Source organism: Bradyrhizobium sp. McL0616 (assembly GCF_049993385.1).
In the GTDB taxonomy this organism is placed as follows: Bacteria; Pseudomonadota; Alphaproteobacteria; order Rhizobiales; family Xanthobacteraceae; genus Bradyrhizobium.
The window spans coordinates 4621997-4639195 of record NZ_CP188255.1 but is presented as its reverse complement, the minus strand read 5'-3'; the positions used below and the strand labels follow the sequence as shown (position 1 = coordinate 4639195).

Annotated in this window: 19 protein-coding genes and 1 pseudogene; 13 read left to right on the top strand and 7 right to left on the bottom strand. The window is 62.2% G+C overall.

Annotated elements, in window-relative coordinates; all coding sequences use genetic code 11:
- Positions 1-23: 23 nt before the first annotated feature.
- From ACPPVR_RS22570 to ACPPVR_RS22545, 6 genes and pseudogenes are all read right to left on the bottom strand, one after another.
- Positions 24-1190 (bottom strand): ATP-binding protein, encoded by a 1167-nt coding sequence (locus ACPPVR_RS22570; RefSeq protein ID WP_426608785.1) that lies wholly within the window; start codon positions 1188-1190, stop codon positions 24-26.
- A 342-nt stretch (positions 1191-1532) separates the two neighbouring features.
- Complete coding sequence (locus tag ACPPVR_RS22565) at positions 1533-1775, bottom strand: hypothetical protein (RefSeq protein WP_426608784.1); 243 nt, start codon at positions 1773-1775, stop codon at positions 1533-1535.
- A gap of 59 nt (positions 1776-1834) precedes the next feature.
- Positions 1835-2101: a hypothetical protein gene (locus ACPPVR_RS22560; RefSeq protein ID WP_426616335.1), complete on the bottom strand. Its 267-nt coding sequence runs from the start codon at positions 2099-2101 to the stop codon at positions 1835-1837.
- Positions 2094-2249: pseudogene (locus ACPPVR_RS22555) on the bottom strand (arginine-ornithine antiporter); the annotation flags it as partial. The gene ACPPVR_RS22560 and the pseudogene ACPPVR_RS22555, both read right to left, overlap by 8 nt.
- 141 nt (positions 2250-2390) lie before the next feature.
- The gene (locus tag ACPPVR_RS22550; RefSeq protein WP_426608783.1) at positions 2391-5462 is read right to left on the bottom strand and encodes an efflux RND transporter permease subunit; all 3072 of its coding nucleotides are present in this window, start codon (positions 5460-5462) and stop codon (positions 2391-2393) included.
- Positions 5459-6568 carry an efflux RND transporter periplasmic adaptor subunit gene (locus tag ACPPVR_RS22545; RefSeq protein ID WP_426608782.1) on the bottom strand — a complete coding sequence of 370 codons (1110 nt, stop codon included), beginning with the start codon at positions 6566-6568 and terminating at the stop codon, positions 5459-5461. The genes ACPPVR_RS22550 and ACPPVR_RS22545 overlap by 4 nt, the downstream gene beginning before the upstream one ends.
- 261 nt (positions 6569-6829) lie before the next feature.
- Here ACPPVR_RS22545 and ACPPVR_RS22540 point away from each other — a divergent pair, with 261 nt between their 5' ends.
- The 8 genes from ACPPVR_RS22540 to ACPPVR_RS22505 all read left to right on the top strand — a co-directional run bounded on the left by ACPPVR_RS22540 (position 6830) and on the right by ACPPVR_RS22505 (position 11985).
- Positions 6830-7033 (top strand): DUF3551 domain-containing protein, encoded by a 204-nt coding sequence (locus tag ACPPVR_RS22540; RefSeq protein ID WP_426608781.1) that lies wholly within the window; start codon positions 6830-6832, stop codon positions 7031-7033.
- A 105-nt stretch (positions 7034-7138) separates the two neighbouring features.
- Positions 7139-7660: a Na+/H+ antiporter subunit E gene (locus ACPPVR_RS22535; protein WP_426608780.1), complete on the top strand. Its 522-nt coding sequence runs from the start codon at positions 7139-7141 to the stop codon at positions 7658-7660.
- On the top strand, positions 7653-7943 hold the full coding sequence (locus ACPPVR_RS22530; protein WP_426608779.1) for a monovalent cation/H+ antiporter complex subunit F: 291 nt from the start codon (positions 7653-7655) through the stop codon (positions 7941-7943). The genes ACPPVR_RS22535 and ACPPVR_RS22530 overlap by 8 nt, the downstream gene beginning before the upstream one ends.
- The gene (locus tag ACPPVR_RS22525; RefSeq protein WP_426608778.1) at positions 7940-8233 is read left to right on the top strand and encodes a cation:proton antiporter; all 294 of its coding nucleotides are present in this window, start codon (positions 7940-7942) and stop codon (positions 8231-8233) included. Before ACPPVR_RS22530 ends, ACPPVR_RS22525 begins: the two co-directional genes overlap by 4 nt.
- Positions 8230-9174: an MnhB domain-containing protein gene (locus ACPPVR_RS22520; protein WP_426608777.1), complete on the top strand. Its 945-nt coding sequence runs from the start codon at positions 8230-8232 to the stop codon at positions 9172-9174. The genes ACPPVR_RS22525 and ACPPVR_RS22520 overlap by 4 nt, the downstream gene beginning before the upstream one ends.
- Positions 9171-9512 carry an NADH-quinone oxidoreductase subunit K gene (locus tag ACPPVR_RS22515; protein ID WP_426608776.1) on the top strand — a complete coding sequence of 114 codons (342 nt, stop codon included), beginning with the start codon at positions 9171-9173 and terminating at the stop codon, positions 9510-9512. The genes ACPPVR_RS22520 and ACPPVR_RS22515 overlap by 4 nt, the downstream gene beginning before the upstream one ends.
- Entirely contained in the window at positions 9512-11284 is a 1773-nt protein-coding gene (locus tag ACPPVR_RS22510) for a complex I subunit 5 family protein (RefSeq protein WP_426608775.1), read from the top strand. Before ACPPVR_RS22515 ends, ACPPVR_RS22510 begins: the two co-directional genes overlap by 1 nt.
- A 197-nt stretch (positions 11285-11481) precedes the next feature.
- On the top strand, positions 11482-11985 hold the full coding sequence (locus ACPPVR_RS22505; protein ID WP_426608774.1) for a DUF1269 domain-containing protein: 504 nt from the start codon (positions 11482-11484) through the stop codon (positions 11983-11985).
- Positions 11986-11990: 5 nt separating this feature from the next.
- Here ACPPVR_RS22505 and ACPPVR_RS22500 read toward each other — a convergent pair whose 3' ends face one another.
- Positions 11991-12701: a Bax inhibitor-1/YccA family protein gene (locus ACPPVR_RS22500; protein ID WP_426608773.1), complete on the bottom strand. Its 711-nt coding sequence runs from the start codon at positions 12699-12701 to the stop codon at positions 11991-11993.
- A 235-nt stretch (positions 12702-12936) separates the two neighbouring features.
- On the opposite strand from ACPPVR_RS22500, the gene ACPPVR_RS22495 reads away from it, so the two are divergent.
- From ACPPVR_RS22495 to ACPPVR_RS22475, 5 genes are all read left to right on the top strand, one after another.
- Positions 12937-13158 (top strand): DUF6894 family protein, encoded by a 222-nt coding sequence (locus ACPPVR_RS22495; RefSeq protein ID WP_426616159.1) that lies wholly within the window; start codon positions 12937-12939, stop codon positions 13156-13158.
- A gap of 178 nt (positions 13159-13336) precedes the next feature.
- Positions 13337-14644 carry an amino acid permease gene (locus ACPPVR_RS22490; protein ID WP_426608772.1) on the top strand — a complete coding sequence of 436 codons (1308 nt, stop codon included), beginning with the start codon at positions 13337-13339 and terminating at the stop codon, positions 14642-14644.
- 284 nt (positions 14645-14928) lie between these two features.
- On the top strand, positions 14929-16059 hold the full coding sequence (locus ACPPVR_RS22485; protein ID WP_426608771.1) for an AI-2E family transporter: 1131 nt from the start codon (positions 14929-14931) through the stop codon (positions 16057-16059).
- Positions 16046-16645: a hypothetical protein gene (locus ACPPVR_RS22480; RefSeq protein WP_426608770.1), complete on the top strand. Its 600-nt coding sequence runs from the start codon at positions 16046-16048 to the stop codon at positions 16643-16645. Before ACPPVR_RS22485 ends, ACPPVR_RS22480 begins: the two co-directional genes overlap by 14 nt.
- Positions 16646-17122 (top strand): DUF992 domain-containing protein, encoded by a 477-nt coding sequence (locus tag ACPPVR_RS22475; RefSeq protein WP_426608769.1) that lies wholly within the window; start codon positions 16646-16648, stop codon positions 17120-17122.
- Positions 17123-17199: the final 77 nt, after the last annotated feature.

Genomic DNA, 17199 nt, shown 5'->3' with positions numbered 1-17199 from the left:
TCGTCGCGTGTCCGCGCTGACATTCATGATTGCAACGGCAACCGCCGTTTACGCCGCTTGGTTTCGACGCTTTGCGGGAACACTGCGCACAACGTCGTGCCGCAGTGCAGTGTTGCTGGATCGGACCAGATCTCAAGACTGCCGCCAAGCTGCTCGAGTCTCGCCCTCATGGCGGGAATGCCGACCCCCATCGACATAGCGCCGCGACCGCGCCTCGCGCGGCGGGCCGGAAAGCCGCGTCCATTGTCGCTCATCGTCAACCGGAACTGCTTGTCGGTTAAGCCAACGGAAAGTTTGACCTGGGTCGCCTTCGCGTGGCGGAATATGTTCGTGAGTCCTTCCTGGACGACGCGCAGCAACGAGCGCTGGCTCTCGTAAGAGAGACGATCAACAGCGGCATCGATATCGATGCTGACGCGCAACGACGTACGTACGGCAAAGCCGTGGGCGTAACACTCGATCGTCGCCTTGAGTCCCTGCGCCATCAGGTTCTGAGGATGTAGCAGATAGGTGAGGGAGCGGATCTCCCTCAGGGCTTCGTCAATCGAGGCATCGACGCCCTCGCAAAGGCGCTCGACCTCACCCGCCGAGCCAAGGCAGGTGCGAATGCGCATCAGGCCAAGACTCGCGGCAATCAGATGCTGGCATGTCGAATCATGAAGCTCGGACGCGATTCGCTGCTGGATATCTTCCTGAATGGCAGCCAGGCTGACGCTATTACGGAGGTCGACCGGCTCGTCTCCGGGAAACTCCTTAAGGAGAATCCGATGACGACCGATCAATCGGACAATGACGCCGGCCACTGGATCGAGGATCGGAACAGCGGTTGTCTCGACGTTCCGGCGGAGGCCGCCAAGTGCCAAGCTGTGGTGAATTCTAACCTCAGATCCTTCTGCCAAGCACGCCTCGAGGGCCTCGCAGACAGACTCTGAATCTTCGCTTCCCATACAATGGAAGATGTCGAGCCCCGACACTTCGCGCGATGACATTCCCAGGACGGCTTCGAAGGCCCGATTAATCCCCTCATAGGCGAAACGACCCCCGCGCAACGGGCGCACTACAAAAAGAAAGTCTTCACAATTAGTACCGTCTAGCCGATAGCCGACCGCCTCCGAGACAATCAACTGCTCCGTGTTGCTGGGCCCGGTCAACGGGCTGGCTGGAGGACTGTGACGGTTCACGGCACGCACCAACTTTCCTAGGCCATTATCGTATTCGGCTCTCAACGGCCGACTTCGAGAACTACCCGCCCATTGGGTCCGGCAGCGACCACCGCGCCGCGGGCAAACCCCTAAGGGATTGACCCAGAATACACCTCCACGTTTCACCTGCAACCACATGGATTATATTTTGTGTCCCACCGCGCATGACTGACATGAATCTACGCATACAAATGTGCAGTTTGTGCCAGTCGTTGCAGTGCTGGCGCTCTAACCGCGCGACGATAACGACTAAAAATTTCGTCAAGCAGTTCGAGATTCGCCTGCTATGGGCAGCCGCCTCTACGTGGTCCAACCCATGTCCGAGCAAGCTTAGGGAAATTCGATGACGATATCGTCGACGCCGCTCGTCTTCAGAAGCGGCAAGCTTGCGCTCGACTTCTTCTTTCGCTTGGATATCGGAGCGGGTTGCGGCGGCGGTGCAATCACGAGGGGATGAGGCGGTATCCGAAGACGGTTTATCCCAACATCATCCCTCAGCGCGTCGGTATCCAGGCGCTGGCCCCGATCCACGGAATCGCGCGGATCCGCGGCTACCGAGGTTGCAGTCATCATTACGAAAATCGCCCCCAGCACGACAGACGGGCGTCTTGTAAGCATTCTCAGATACTCTCTCAAAAGGCGAAGTCGAGCCGCGGACCGATCCGAAGATCCCTGTAGTGCCGGATCGCAACGTTCGACGTTCGCCCCTCGTACAGCACGGTGTTCGTGAGCGACAGATTGCTGGCGAAGCTGTACCTCAGACCGACGTCTACCGAATAGAGCTCATCGCGACGGCCGCTATTCAGCCCGTCGGTGAACCAGTAGGCCTCGAACAGGGGCGTGCTCACAATCGACCATTTCGGATCCAGCTTGACCTCGATGCCGAGAACGGCCGGCAATGGCCCAGGCGATGAGGGCGCCGTAAATGCCGGTTGCCTGCGCAAAGTTGCGCGGTATCGAGAATACGCCGGCGCCAACCATGCCGCCGACCACCATCGCGGTCAGGGTCCAGAGCGGCAGTTCTTGTACATCTGCATTCGCGCTCATGGTGGAATCCCGATTATTTGCAATGCCCTCACGGCCAACGCAGCTAGCTGCTTCGATCATCACGGATGCGCCCACTTCGGAGTCGGGTGCATCAGGTTGATTACCTGGCCGGAGGCGAGGATTCCCTATCGGGCTTCGCCCTCACCTCTCCAGCGGCTTGTGCAGCGCGGGATCGCCCGCCGTCTCCGTCGCGCTGAACCACGCGACATAAAGTGTCGGCAAGAACACGAGCGTAAGGACTGTCGCAACAAGCAAGCCGCCCATGATCGCGAATGCCATCGGCCCCCAAAACACCGTCGGCGCGATAGGGATCATCCCAAGGACAGTCGATATCGCGGTCAACATGATCGGCCGAAACCGGGAGCTGCTGGCATCTACCGCAGCATCCCAAGGCGTCTTGCCCATGGCGCGTTCGGCGTCGATCTGACCGATCAGGATCACCGCGTTCTTGCTGATCATGCCGAGGAGCGCAAGCACACCGAGAATGGCGACGAAGCCGAGCGGCCTGCCGGAAAGCATCAACGCCGCAACGACTCCGATCAAGCCGAGCGGCGCTACGCTCAGGACCATGAACAGTCGCGGGAAACTTTGGAGCTGTATCATGAGAACTGTGAACATGACGAACAGCATCACGGGCACAACGGCCAGCACAGATGCCTGCGACTTCTGGCTCTCCTCCACTGTCCCGCCCACGACCACGCTGTACGACGGCGGAAGCGTCTTTCGCAACTTCTCGATCGCCGGCGACAAGGAGGTGACCACGCCTTCCGGCAGTTTGTCACCGACGATGGCAGCCTGGACGGTCAAGGTTGGAATACGGTCGCGCCTCCAGATGAGTGGAAACTCCTGGTCATATTCGAAGGACGCAAACTGGCTGAGAGGAACGGTTTGTCCACCCGGCAGCGCCACCTGCAGATTGCGCAAACTATCCAGCGAAACCCTCTGCTCGTCGGTCGCGCGCGCCACCACATTGACCAGGTAAATATCGTCGCGAACCTGCGTGATCGGGGTGCCCGTGATGACGGCGTTCAAGACGGTCGCAATCGCCTGCGAGCTCAGTCCCAGTTGCCGCGCTTCGTTCTGGTCGACGCGAATGCGCACCTGTCGATCGGGCTCCATCCAATCGAAATTCATCTGCTTGGTGTCCGGACCGGAAGCGACGATCTGTCCGACCTTGAGCGCGATCTCACGTACCCGTTCCACGTCAGGCCCACTGACCCGATACTGGATCGGCCATCCAACCGGCGGTCCGAGCTCGAGCGGGGAAACGAACGCAATGGCTTTGGGGAATTCCTGCGCCAGCAGCTTCTCGAGCTTGGCATGCAGGCGTTCTCGTGCAGCAACGTCCTTCGCGATAACCACGGTCTGCGTGAAGAAGTCGTTCGGGAGCTGGACGTTGAGCGGCAAGTAGAACCGAATAGCGCCGCGTCCGACATACGTGCTCCATCGTTCCACGTCGGAATCGGCCGCGAGAGCTGCATCCAGTCGCTTGGCGGCAGCTTCGCTCGCATAAATTGACGCATTCTGCGGCAGGCTGATATCCACCAGCAGTTCCGGTCGATCCGACGACGGAAAGAACTGTCGCGGGATCAACGGCATCGCGAGGACCGAGGCGACAAAGAGCGCCGCCGATATCGCGATGGTCAGCCATTTCGCACGCATCGCTGATGTCAGGAAGCTCCGGTACATGCGGAAGATCCTGCCCTGATCCCCGGAGCCGCTCTGCTTGGGTGGAACGAGGATCGCAGCGCCGAGCAGCGGCGTGAAAATGACCGCAACGAACCACGACACCAGCAGCGCGATCGTAACGACGGCGAACAGCGAAAACGTGTATTCGCCGGCCGAACTGGCCGCAAAGCCTACTGGAATGAAACCAGCGATCGTCACCAGCGTGCCCGCCAGCATCGCCATCGCATGGGTTCGGTATGCGAAAATTGCCGCCTCGACCTTGCTGGCGCCCTCCGCCAATTTGGTGAGCGTCGCGTCGGTCGTCGTCATCGCATCGTCGACCAGCAGCGCGAGCGCGATGATCAGCGCTCCAAGCGATATGCGTTGCATATCGATGCTGAGAAGTCCCATGATCGGAAGAACGATCGCCAGCGTGAACGGTATCGCGAGCGCAATGATCAGGCCGGGCCGCACGCCGAGGCTGATGAAGCTCACCACCATGATGATGGCGATGGCCTGCATCAGCGAGACCATGAACTCGCGGATGGCGTGGTCGACCACAACGGGCTGGTTCGCGACCAGGCTCGGCTCAATTCCGACCGGGAGTTCCGCCGTGATTTGGACCATCACCCTTCTGATGTTGGCGCCAAGCGCAAGGATATCCCCGCCATCCCGCATGGCGATTGCAAGTCCTATTGCCGGCTGGCCGTTGACACGAAACATTGGGTGGGGCGGGTCGGTGTAACCGCGCCGCACTCGCGCAATATCGCTCAAGCGAAGCATGCGCCCGCCCGCCGAGAAATTGATGTTGGCGATGTCCTGCTCGGACTGGAAGCTGCCCGACACCCGAATGGAGATGCTTTCTGAACTCGTCTGTATCGCTCCTGCCGGACGCACGATGTTCTGCGACTGGAGCGCTGCAATCAGGGCCGACCGATCAACTCCGAGGGCCGCAAGCTCCTTCGTGGAAAACTCCACGAAGATCACCTCATCCTGCTCGCCCAGGAGCTCGATCTTTGAAACATCAGGCACGAGCAGCAGCCTTGAGCGGATCTCCTCGACCCGATCGCGCAGCTCACGCTGGCTGAAGCCGTCGCTGGTGAAGCCGTAGATGATCCCGAACGTATCGCCGAATTCGTCGTTGAACCCGGGTCCGATCACACCGGTGGGCAGTGTGTGACGCATGTCGCCAATGGACTTGCGGACATGGTACCAGGTATCGGCGACCTCCTTCGCGTTTGCGCTCCCCTGCAGGTTCACGAAGACGGTCGAGACCCCTGCCCTGGTGAAACTTCGCAGGAAGTCGAGATGCGGCGTTTCCTGGAGCTGACGTTCGAGGCGCTCGGTTACCTGCTTCATCGTCTCCTCCACAGACGCGCCGGGCCATGCGGCCTGAACGACCATGGTCTTGATAATGAAGGCGGGATCTTCGTTGCGACCCAACCGGAAATAGGACAGCGCACCCGCAACCACCGCAATGATCATCATATAAACGACCAGCGAGCGGTGCTTCAGCGCCCAATCGGAAAGATTGATTCCGCTCATTGCTCTGATCCGAGAACCCGGACCTTCTGACCTGGATGAAGCGCCTGGACGCCGGCGGTGACAACGACTTCACCGGTATCGAGCCCCTGCGAGATCACGGCTTGGGCTTCGTCGAACCGCAGCACATCGACATTGCGCACCGAGACGGTACTGGTGACCGGATCGACGATCCATACGGCGGGGCGCTGATTCATCCTGGTCAGAGCGGATGACGGAACGTCGATCATCGGCCCTGCACTCGTGCTCACCCGCCCGACGACCGTCGCGCCCAACCGCATCGCCGGCGGAGGATCGGTCAGACCGACCCTGACCTCAAAGGTCCGGGTCACGGCACTGGCCTGCGCGGCAACCTCGCGAATACGCCCCGTCGCCTTGATTGCCGGATCATCTGCCAGGCTGACGTCGACCGCCGGATCGGCTGAAGCTGATCTGACCAATTGAGAGGGTACGTCGAAGACTGCGTCGCGGCCATCTTGCCGCGCAATCCTCGCGATCATCTGCCCGACCTGGACCACCTCTCCTGCCCCCGGACCGGTGGCGGTGATCACGCCGGGCGCATCGGCCGTCAGTTCGGTGAATCCGACGAGGTCATGCGCGGCACTCAGTGCCGCTTCGGCAGCATCGACCTGCGATCGCGCCGTTTGCTGCGCCTGGGTTGCAGCATCGTAATTGACGCGCGTTGTCCAGCCCTGCGCCAGGAGCGTCTCCTGACGATCGAAGTGATTGCGCGCCTGCGTGAACTGCCCCTGCGCCGCGGCAAGAGACGCCTGTGCCTGTCGCAGCGCATTCAGCTCGTTCTGGGACTCCAATCGCGCCAGCACCTGGCCGGCTTTGACCCGGTCGCCGATCTTGGCGTCGTTGTTCAACAGCCGCCCGGATATCCGGAATGCAACATTTACTTCATCTTCAGCTTCGATTCGTCCGGAAAACGTCAGGGGTGTCGTGATCTTGCGCTTTTCCACCGTCGCCGTGCGTACGATCCGCGAGGCCGGCGTGTCGTTCGTTGCCGCCTCCCTTCCGCAGCCCGCCAGCAACGGCGAGAATGCAGCCACGAACGTCAAAATGACGATGCGTCGGGGCGTGGATCGGCTGCCGCGTGTGAACATAAGCTCTTCCGTTCCGGGAGTGAATGTTGCCGGGCAGATCGGCCTTTCCGAGGTTGCGGCGTCCCGGCGTCTCCATCGGTATTTTTGCCCAAGGGGGCCACCGCCAATATCGGTAAATCTACTGGATGCAACCGGATGTAATCGTGGTTCGCCGTGGTTTGTGCCTCGGGAGATTCCTGAGACCCGATCAGGCAATCACCCAATATCGCCGGCTCAGCCGACACCTCATGGTGCAATCGGCAGGGATCAGGAGGATCTCAAATGCGAAAGTTCATCTTGGTTGCAACCGCAATCCTCGGGACTCTGGCGATCACGCCCGTCGCAGCACAGGCGCCGGCCCAGCCGCATCAATGGTGCTCCAAGTTCAAGGGAATGACCAATTGCAAGTATTCCACCGAGGACCAGTGCCGCGCGTCCAGGAGCGGAAGGGGCGGCACCTGTTTCGCTCGACCGGCGTCGCACTAGTTGCACGGCACCGTCGCGAGATCCTCTCCAAGACGATGGCGCCGGACGATCTCGAGGCACCGCCGAGCCCGGCGACACAAATCCGGAACAACCGAGGAAGCCGACATGACCGGGTCCTCAGATGATCGAGACGGGCGGACGGCTATCACAGGTGGACGATGGTGGCCGACCGCAACGTCCCGAGCGGCACTCTTTCTCTGCCTCTGGCTGGTGCTTGCCGGAGCCAATGCCGCAGATATTCCTGCCGCTGCGGCCGCGATCGTCGCAGCAACCTGGACAAGCCTGCACCTGCTCGAACCAAGCCGCTCGCGGCGATCGCCTCCAGCCATTGCCCGCCTGGCGCTGCTCTTCCTGTATCATTCGGTCGTCGCCGGAATAGACGTCGCAGGACGCGCGCTGAATCCCCGACTGCCATTGCATCCGGGATTTGTGGCCTATCCGACCCGGCTATCTCGCGGCATACGGCAGAACGTGTTCACGACGCTCACCAGCCTGTTGCCCGGGACAGTGCCGGCCGGCGAGGAGAACGGGCAGATCATCTATCATTGCCTCGACGTCACACAGCCGATCGTTGCCGATCTCGCCGCCGAGGAAGCGGCGCTGGTTCGAGCCCTCTACAATGACTGAGTTCCTGACCGCAGTGGTCGGCTTGATTTTGGCGCTGCTCGCGCTCGGCCTGGTGTCGATATTGCGCGGTCCAGGCGACGCCGACCGCATGATGGCCGCGCAATTGATCGGCACCGCCGGCATCGCCGCGCTGCTGCTGCTCGGCACGGTGACAGGCGTGCCGGCGGCCGTCGACGTGGCCTTGATCCTGGCGTTGCTCGCCACTTTCGCCTCCATCGCGTTCGTCAAGAAGGGGCTTTCCCGTCTCGAAACCGACGGTAGCGGTTCGGCGGAGGACAAATGAACCTCGCACGCGACATCGTGACGATTGCTTGCGTGTCGGCGGGAGCGTTCTTCTTCCTGGCCGGCACGATCGGCCTTCTTCGCTTTCCCGACACCCTGACCCGGCTGCACGCGCTGACCAAGGCCGACAACCTCGGCCTGGGCTTCGTTGTGCTTGGGCTGCTTCCCCAGGCAGGAAGCCTGCGGGAGGGGCTGAAATTGATCAGCATCTGGATGTTCGCGCTGCTCGCGGGTGCGACCGTCTCCCAACTGATCGCGCGCACGGCACGCAAGAGCGGATCAGCCAGATGAGTATCGCGACGGTTTTCGAGATCGTGCTCGCTGCCGTGGTGCTCGGCCTTGCGATCTGGACCATCTCCGTCCCCGAGACCTATTCGGCAACGGTCGGCTTTGTCGCCTACGGTCTGCTGGTGGCGCTGATCTGGGTTCGCCTCGACGCGGTCGATGTCGCACTGACGGAGGCTGCCATTGGCGGAGGCCTGGGCGGCGTCGTTTTGTTGGGCGCGGCTGCCCGGTTGCGCGATGCCGAGGCGACGGCGGCTGAGCGACCCAGCCGCATGACGCGTCTGAGTGCGGCCATCCTGTCGGCATCGATCGCGGCTGCGCTGGGCCTCGCAGTCCTGCTTCTGCCGGATCCGGCACCAACGCTCGCGCCGGCCGTCGTCTCGAACGCCGGAGCGACCGGATTGGCCAACCCCGTCACCAACGTCCTGATGGCATTCCGCGGGATGGACACCATGCTCGAGAAGGTCGTGCTCCTGCTGGCCGTCGTCGGTGTCTGGTCACTCGCGTCGGACCGGGCCTGGGGCGGCCGTCCGGGACCGCGCCACGAAGCCGATCCAAATGGCGTTCTCGCCTTTCTCGCCCGCCTCTTGCCCCCCGCGGGCATTGTCGTCGGCGTTTACATGCTGTGGACGGGGGCCGATCACCCCGGCGGAGCATTTCAGGGCGGCGCGGTTCTCGCGTCGATGTGGCTGCTGGTCATCATGGCTGGTCTGGCGGATACGCCGCCGGTGAGCAACCGATGGCTGCGGCTTATCCTGGTGGCCGGGCCCGGCCTGTTTCTTGTCATCGGCCTTGGTGGCCTCTGTTTCGGAACGGCGTTCCTGGCCTATCCGGCTGCATTCGCCAAACCGCTGATTCTGGGTATCGAGGTCGCGATGATCCTGACGATCGCAGCGACGCTCGCCCTCCTGCTCGCCGGCGCACCGGAAAGGAATGCAGAGCGATGAGCGCCGTAACGGTGTTCGGATTGTGCGCCGCCGCTGCGGTCGGACTTGGGCTCTACGGCCTCATTACGAACCCGCAGCCGCTTCGCAAGATCGTCGCATTCAATCTGCTCGGCAGCGGCGTATTTCTTCTGTTCGGCGTCGTGGGACGGAGGGGCGCTGCGGCAGGCTTTGGCAACGATCCGGTGCCGCAGGCCCTGGTGATCACGGGGGTTGTGGTCGCGTTTTCAGCAACGGCCTTGGCGATCGCCTTGTTGCTCCGGTTGTTCCACACCGCCGGCTCCACGACGCTCGGCAGTCCCGCGCCGACGAGCCCGCACTCCGATCCATCCGGTGACTGATGCTGCCCTCCGCCCCCGCGCTGGCGACGACCTCGGCCGGCTTCCTGCTGGTGCTGTCGATCGTCGTGCCGGTCGCGGGCGTCTTGCTGGCGTTCACTCTCGGCGATCGCTACGTCCGGCAGGTCGCCTTCACGGTCATCCCGGTCGGGTTGGCGATTGCCGCCGCTGTTCTCCTGGCCTTGCCGCGTAGCGATGGCCTCCTCATCTATCTGCTCGGCGCCTGGCCGCCGCCGCTGGGCGTGGCCCTTCGCGCGGACGGCTTGTCGGCGGTCATGCTCGCGACCACGGCGATCGTGATCTGCGCGGTCGCCGTTTTTGCCGCGACCGATTTCCGCCCTGCAGCAATGAACGGTCGCGCCCCCTTCGCATTCTGGATTCTGTTGCTGGCGATTTGGGGGGCCCTGAACACGATCTTCGTCGGCGGAGACCTTTTTACCCTGTACGTCGCTCTGGAATTACTGACATTCGCCGCAGTGCCGCTGGTCTCCCTCGAAGGCCGCGCGGAGACGCTTCAGGCTGCGCTGCGCTATCTTCTTTTCGCGTTACTCGGTTCGGTCCTCTACTTGCTGGGTACGGCCCTGCTCTATGGCCTCTACGGCACGCTCGATATCGTGCTGCTGTCGCGTCGGGTCTTCGCCGAACCCGGTGCGCTCATTGCCGCGGCATTGATGACAACCGGCCTGCTCGCCAAGACGGCGCTCTTTCCGTTGCACCTCTGGCTGCCGCCGGCTCACGCCGGCGCACCGGCCCCAGCAAGCGCGATCCTATCCGGCCTGGTCGTGAAGGGATCGTTCTTCATCCTCCTTCGACTCTGGTTCAACGTCCTGCCTGGCCTGCCCGGCTTTGCCGCCGCGCAATTGCTGGCGGCACTGGGAGCCGGCGCGATTGTGGTCGGAAGCGTCGTCGCCCTGCGGCAGGAGCGCCTCAAGCTGCTCATCGCATATTCGACATTGGCCCAGATCGGATATCTCTTCCTGATGTTTCCGCTCGCCTTCAATGCGTCGGGTCAACTCGAGAATGGGCCGGCCCTTGCGGGTGGATTGCTTCAGGCAATCTCCCATGCCACCGCGAAGGCGGCGATGTTCCTGGCCGTCGGATCGATCTACGCCGGGCTGGGCCATGATCGCATCACCGGGCTGGGCGGGGTCGCACGGGCTCTTCCCCTCAGCGTCCTGGCCTTCGCATTGGGCGGCGCCGCCCTGATGGGTATTCAACCGAGCGGTGCGTCCCTCGCCAAGGAGTTGTTGCTCCAGGAGACGACCAGGACGGGACAGTGGTGGTGGGCTCTCGTGCTTCAGGCCGGCGGAATGTTCACGAGCGCCTATGTCGTGCTGGTCCTGGCTCATGCGCTCGGGCCGTCGGATCGGCCGATCGCCCTCACCGGTCCGACGCCGCGCAGCCGCGACATGGCGGCGCTTGCCCTGGCGCTCTGTTCGCTCCTGCTTGGCCTGCTGCCATGGGAGCCGTATCTGCCGATCCCGTCTCCTGCGGCATCGAAACTGTTCGGCATCGACGGGCTCGTCAAATTGCTCTTGCCTGTGCTGGGAGGTGCGACGCTCGCGATCCTGCTCAGCCCCTGGCCACATCCGCTGGCCTCTTCGGCGGCCTGGAAGACGCTGATGAGCGTGGTGGCCCCCCTCCGGCGCAGTTGTCTCGTCCTCGGCAGCCTTTTCGAAGAGGCCGACGACGTTCTTCGTCAATGGTCCGCAGCAGGCATTTCCCTGCTCCTAGTGGCGCTGCTGCTCGCCATCTTGATGTTCGCTGCGAACTGAAAAACGGGACATTTGGCTCCAGCGAGCCTGGCGGAAGGATTGGCTCGATCCAATGATCGGGAACGTTCATCTCGCGCCTGAGGGTTTTCTCGGATGCCCGGCCACCCGGTTCGCCGCCTAGTCTGACCGATGCACCATGCAGCTGGCGTCAGGCTTCGCGCAGAGGGTTGGCCCGGCGGAAAATGCAGGAGGTCTCCATGTCTGATCTGGTCGCGATTGTGTACCCAAGCGAGGCGAAGGCCGAAGAGGTCCGTCAACGGCTGCTCAAGTTGCAAAAGGAGTATCTGATCACCATTAGCGACGCCGTCATCGCTGTGAAGACCGAGTCCGGCGGCATCAGGCTTAACCAGCTTGTCAACACCACGGCGACGGGCGCGATCACCGGCAGCTTCTGGGGACTCCTGGTCGGAGTGCTCTTCCTCAATCCAATCATCGGTGTTGCGGTCGGTGCTGCGTCCGGCGCGATCGGAGGTGCCTTGTCCGATTTCGGCATCAACGACGCCTTCGTGAAGGAGTTGTCCGCATCGCTTCACCCGGGTAACGCAGCGCTCTTCGTCCTGATCAAGAACATGACGGCCGACAAGGTCCTCAAGGAGATCAAGGACGCCGGCGGGGTCGTGCTGAAGACGTCTCTGGACGAGACCAAGGAGAAAATCTTGCGCGACGCGCTCGCCAGCGCAGCGGAGCGACCGACGGCCTGAGCTGTCTACCGTCGGCCGCCCAACAGGCGTAGCAGCATCATGAACAGATTGAGGAAGTTGAGGTAGAGCGACAGGGCCGCGATTACGGACTTGCGGCCTGCCGTGGTCTCGTCGTCGCTGCGGTCATACATCGCCTTGATCCGCTGCGTGTCGTAGGCCGTGAGCCCCGCAAAGACACCAACACCGACGATCGAGATCAACCAATCCAGACCTGTCGACCTCAGGAAGAGGTTGACCAGGCTTGCAATGATGATGCCGATCAGGCCCATGAACAGGAAGCTGCCGACCCCGGACAGATCGCGCCTGGTGGAGTAGCCGAAGAGGCTGAGTGCCCCGAACATTGCCGCCGCGATGAAGAAGACCCGCGTGATCGAGGCGCTGGTGTAAATGTGCAGCAGGGTCGAGAGCGAGACTCCGACCAACGCGGCATAGACGAAGAACAGGAGCCGCGCAGTTCCCGCCGACAGCGTATTGATGCGCGCGCTTATGAAGAACACCAGTCCGAGCGGTGCCAGGATGAAAACCCACATCAGCGGGCTCTCGAGCAACGCGGGACCCATGACCTGATAGGTTAGCCACGCCAAAATAGCGGTCAGGCCGACGCCCGCGGCCATATAGTTGTAGATACGCAGCATGTAGGCGCGCAATCCGGCGTCGATCGCGAGCGGGCTGCCGCCGGAGGCCGAGACGGTCAGATTCGGATCATAGTTCGACATTGTTTGTCTCCTGGCGTCTGTTCGCAGCATAAAGGCAGGCTATTGATCCGGCTCTGGCCGGAACATCGGATGATCACCCGAGTGCTGGAGGATACATCACCCTATGTCGCGAAACGCCCCCCGAGCGGCATTGCCGAAATGTAATCCCGGGATCGACGCGTTCCTAATCCCTTTTGCTTGAACCCTTACGGGTTTGTCACTGGAAGCCGGGAGCGCACCGGCCTACTCCGTCTACATGCACTACTTCTTTCATATCGTCGACAAATACGGCCTCTGTCCGGACGGCACGGGACATGAGTACGCGGACCAAGACGCCGCCGCCCTGCATGCCAGGCGTCTCGCGACGGAACTCGCGAAAGCTGGCGAGTTCTTCCGCGCAGGCTTCGTGTTGGTCGCCTGCGCCACTGCGCCCGGATCGGCAAGTCGCCACCAGGGTGCGCGGCCTCCGTCCCATTGACGTCAAGCGGGCGGCCGGAGCCGCCGGTCGGCCGATTTTCTGCCTTGCCCTCTACAGAGAAACCCTGATGTCCCGGGCAGGAAGCCGCCTCTAACGTCGCGCCAACGGTGGCCGGCCTATCCCGCTCAAATTCGACCGTCGCGCCCGCCTCATCTCCGGTTGGAAAGCCATCCTCGTCATGGCTCCTTCGTCGAACGAGGTCGACCAGAAGCTTTCGCGCAGCGCGCTCGTTGCGCTCGTGGTGGGGTCGATGGTTGGCTCCGGCATCTTCGCGTTGCCGGCGGCGTTCGGGCGCGTCACAGGCGTGCTCGGGACGTTGATCGCATGGGTCATCGCCGGCACCGGCATGCTCATGCTTGCCTTCGTCTTCCAGACGCTGTCCCGCCGCAGGCCGGACCTGGACGCGGGCATCTACGCCTACGCCAAGGCAGGGTTCGGAGACTATATCGGCTTTGCTTCCGCAGCCGGCTATTGGATCGGATGTTGCCTCGCCGATGTCGCCTGTCTCATTTTGATCAAGGCGACAATCGGACAGTTTTTTCCCATCTTCGGTGACGGCACGACGCCGGCGGCCATCGCATCGGCATCCGTGCTGCTTTGGGGCGTCCATTTCCTGGTGCTGCGAGGCATCAAGGGGGCCGCTACCCTTAATACGATTGCGACCTACGCCAAGATCATCCCGATCCTGGTTTTCATCGGCGTGGCCCTCCTGGTCCTCGATCCCGACCTGATCTCGCAGAACTTCTGGGGGACGGTGCAGCCCAGCGTGGCAGCCGTGTCCTCACAGGTCCGCAGCACGATGCTGCTGACCGTGTTTGTCTTCGTCGGAATTGAGGGCGCGAGCGTGTACTCGCGTTACGCCAGAGATCGCTCCGACATCGGGTTTGCAACCGTTACCGGCTTCCTGTCGGTTCTCTGCCTTCTCGTTCTCGTGACGTTGTTGTCCTATGGCATCCTCACGCGACAGGAGCTCACGGGCCTGTCAACACCGTCGATGGCCGGCGTGATCCACCAGGTTCCTACCGGGGCGCTCTGGCTCACCAATTGCGTCATCCAGGCCTTCGTTCTGGTCACCTGGTTCGCCGAGTATGCGTTCACGCTCGCCTTGAAGATGACGAGCGCGATGACGCTGATCCCGTATTTCCTGGTTGCCGCGTACGGCCTCAGGCTGGCGTATCTCGGCAACTCCTATCATGCCGGCGAACTTGCCCGCACCGTTGACGGGATCTGCTCGGCGATCGCAACGATCTACGCCGTAGGCATGATCTACGCGGGCGGCCCGACGTTTCTCCTGCTGTCGTCGATCTTGTATGCGCTGGGAACGTTTCTGTTTTTTTTGGCCAAGCGCGAACGGAAGGAAACGGTCTTCAAGCCGTTCGAAGCGATCATCTTTGCCGTGATCACGCTGCTTGTACCAGCATCTATGCGCTGGCCGTCGGTGCTATCTCGATCTGAGGTCTTGTTGGTCGAATGGAGGCGAACATGAATGTCCGGACCGCTTGCGGCGCTGTGGTTCTAGCCGCAACGATCGCAGCCGCGCAGCCGACCTTCTCTCAGGCGCAGTCGACCGCCCCGGCGGCCTCCGCGCCCAAGCCCGCCGCTGCGACACAAGCGACCGGTGCTGCGACGCCAAATACCAATACGAACCCTACCAAGCATCGCCACTGGCGCCATCGTGGCGGCTCGCATCCCCACTTTGGCAGCCGCCGCGTTCGGACCTAGGCCCGGACGCGGCGGCCCATCATTGCAATCTCCCGAGTTGCCCGATCGATGAGCGACGTGAGGACAGGACCAGAACAACTTCGCGAGACCGCGACCGGCGAGGCTCCAGCCGCGGCCTATCGGCAGCGCGGCTTTCTCGCAACGGGCCTTGCCTTGCTCGCCGCATGCGTTGCCCTCTTTTTGGCGTGGCAAACGGTCTCGAGCCTCCTCATCATCTTTGCGGGCGTGCTGTTTGCGGCTTTTCTGGATGCCGCTGCGAGGGCAATAGCGCCTGTCTTTCCGCTCGATCGCGTCTGGCGGCTGACCTTCGTACTTGTGCTGCTCACCGCCGCGGTCGGACTTGGCCTTGTCTGGGGAGCCGCCAAGCTTCCGGAGCAAACGCGCCTCTTGCTGAAGGTCATGGACACCCAGTTCGACATCCTGCAGCAGAAGCTTCTGAGCTACGGCGTCGATCTGCTCGGTCCGGAATGGGGCCGGGATTTTGCACAATGGCTGGTCTCCGACCAAGGCCGCTTCTTCAGCCACGCCCAGCGCGTCCTTGGCGGAGCGTCCAGTTTTCTGGCCGGCATGCTGGTGATCGTATTCCTCGGCATCCTCTTTGCATTTGATCCCACCAGCCACCGCGAGAGCCTCGTCATGCTCGCCAAGCCATCTTACCGCGCCCGGACGCGCGGCGTGATGGACCAGATGGGTAACGTCCTGCGGCTGTGGTTTGTCGGACAACTGATCCGCATCATCCTGATGACGCTGTGCGTCTGGGTCGCCCTCTATGCGATCGGACTACCCGGCCCCTTCGTGCTTGGGTTGCAGGCGGGCCTGTCGAACTTCGTCCCTTATCTTGGACCGATCCTTGCCGCAATCCCGATTGCCCTCGTCGCGATGCCGCTCGGCGGATCGCTGCTGATCTGGGCTGTCGTCGTCTACACCATCATTCAATCGATCGAGGGCTATGTGGTCGGCCCGCTGATCCAGCGTCAGGCGGTGGAAATTCCTCCCGCATGGACGTTGGTCGCGATCGTGCTGCTCGGCGCGATGTTCGGCGTCATGGGCATCGCGCTCGCCATGCCGCTGGTCGCGGTGGGCCGCGTCGCGATCATCAGGTTCTACGTCGAGGACTACCTCGGCGACAATCTCGGGCGAACGGCTAACGATCGCAAGGTGGTCCATGAGCGAGATTGAAGCCGAACGGGACGGCGGAGCGGAACCTCCCTCAACACATTCGGGGATAACCCGCTTTGTGTGGCAGCAGCTTCCCTACATCGTCGCACTGGTGCTCGCCATTGCGGGCGTCGCCTATACCAATGCCTCGCACCAGCCCCTGGTCGGCTATTGGGAATTTCTTGCGCTCGCCATCGGCGTAGTCTGTGTCATCCACAAATGGCCGGAGGTCGACGGCAAGGAGGCACGGTGGCGGCTGATCTGGACCCAGGCGCTGCACTGGGTGGCCGTTCTGGTCACGATGAACATCATGCTGGTATCCGGTGTTCAACAATTGCTGCCGACGCCGGCGACCAGTCTTGTTCTCCTCACATTGCTTGCGCTCGGAACCTTCCTCGCCGGCGTGAGTCTTCTGTCGCTGCAAATCGCCTTCCTCGGCATTGCGATGAGCCTTGCGGTTCCGGCAATCTCCTGGTTGCAGCAATCCGTGATCTTTTTCCTGCTGGGCGCCGTCCTGTTGATCGGCCTCGGCATCACGTTCTGGCTTCGCCAGGACCGCGCCCCCGATCACGCGCCCGCCAACACCCGAAGCCAAACGGAGGCATGAATGCGACTGAATTCGCTCATTGCAAGCATCTGCGTATCCGCAGCGATATGTTCCGTTGCCATGCCCGCCCGCGCCGAGCGGTTCAGGGTCGGCAGACTTATCTGCACGAGCTCGCCACGTGTGGGGCTCGTGCTTGGCTCGGCGCAGGAGCTTCGTTGCGTATTCGCTTCGACAAGGCCGCCTCGCCAATATGTTTACGAGGGCCGAATCAGGCGCGTCGGCCTCGATCTCGGCGTAACCAGCGCAGGGTCTCTTTCCTGGGCTGTCTTCGCGAGGAACTCACGCGTCGGCCCGGGCACACTGCGCGGGAACTACGTTGGCGCGAGCGGCAATGTCGCTTTTGGGCCCGGTCTCGGAGCGAACGTGCTGATCGGCGGCTCCCGCCGGACGATTATGCTGCAGCCTCTTTCGATAGAGCGATCAATCGGATTGAACGTTGCGGCTGGGATCACCAATCTGACGCTCGGCCGGCGATAGATGCTTGAGTAAACCGCGAACATTCCATTCGGCAGACGCGGCAAATTTCTCTGTCTCACGCCCACCAAAAACCGACT

Excerpts from the sequence above, each read along its gene's own strand:
- ACPPVR_RS22480 (WP_426608770.1), top strand. The coding sequence starts at position 16,046 with ATGAGCGAGATTGAAGCCGAACGGGACGGCGGAGCGGAACCTCCCTCA.
- ACPPVR_RS22535 (WP_426608780.1), top strand. The coding sequence starts at position 7,139 with ATGACCGGGTCCTCAGATGATCGAGACGGGCGGACGGCTATCACAGGT.
- ACPPVR_RS22485 (WP_426608771.1), top strand. The coding sequence starts at position 14,929 with ATGAGCGACGTGAGGACAGGACCAGAACAACTTCGCGAGACCGCGACC.
- ACPPVR_RS22490 (WP_426608772.1), top strand. The coding sequence starts at position 13,337 with ATGGCTCCTTCGTCGAACGAGGTCGACCAGAAGCTTTCGCGCAGCGCG.
- ACPPVR_RS22505 (WP_426608774.1), top strand. The coding sequence starts at position 11,482 with ATGTCTGATCTGGTCGCGATTGTGTACCCAAGCGAGGCGAAGGCCGAA.
- ACPPVR_RS22475 (WP_426608769.1), top strand. The coding sequence starts at position 16,646 with ATGCGACTGAATTCGCTCATTGCAAGCATCTGCGTATCCGCAGCGATA.
- ACPPVR_RS22515 (WP_426608776.1), top strand. The coding sequence starts at position 9,171 with ATGAGCGCCGTAACGGTGTTCGGATTGTGCGCCGCCGCTGCGGTCGGA.
- ACPPVR_RS22495 (WP_426616159.1), top strand. The coding sequence starts at position 12,937 with ATGCACTACTTCTTTCATATCGTCGACAAATACGGCCTCTGTCCGGAC.
- ACPPVR_RS22500 (WP_426608773.1), bottom strand. The coding sequence starts at position 12,701 with ATGTCGAACTATGATCCGAATCTGACCGTCTCGGCCTCCGGCGGCAGC.
- ACPPVR_RS22520 (WP_426608777.1), top strand. The coding sequence starts at position 8,230 with ATGAGTATCGCGACGGTTTTCGAGATCGTGCTCGCTGCCGTGGTGCTC.
- ACPPVR_RS22565 (WP_426608784.1), bottom strand. The coding sequence starts at position 1,775 with ATGATGACTGCAACCTCGGTAGCCGCGGATCCGCGCGATTCCGTGGAT.
- ACPPVR_RS22545 (WP_426608782.1), bottom strand. The coding sequence starts at position 6,568 with ATGTTCACACGCGGCAGCCGATCCACGCCCCGACGCATCGTCATTTTG.
- ACPPVR_RS22525 (WP_426608778.1), top strand. The coding sequence starts at position 7,940 with ATGAACCTCGCACGCGACATCGTGACGATTGCTTGCGTGTCGGCGGGA.
- ACPPVR_RS22540 (WP_426608781.1), top strand. The coding sequence starts at position 6,830 with ATGCGAAAGTTCATCTTGGTTGCAACCGCAATCCTCGGGACTCTGGCG.
- ACPPVR_RS22530 (WP_426608779.1), top strand. The coding sequence starts at position 7,653 with ATGACTGAGTTCCTGACCGCAGTGGTCGGCTTGATTTTGGCGCTGCTC.
- ACPPVR_RS22550 (WP_426608783.1), bottom strand. The coding sequence starts at position 5,462 with ATGAGCGGAATCAATCTTTCCGATTGGGCGCTGAAGCACCGCTCGCTG.
- ACPPVR_RS22510 (WP_426608775.1), top strand. The coding sequence starts at position 9,512 with ATGCTGCCCTCCGCCCCCGCGCTGGCGACGACCTCGGCCGGCTTCCTG.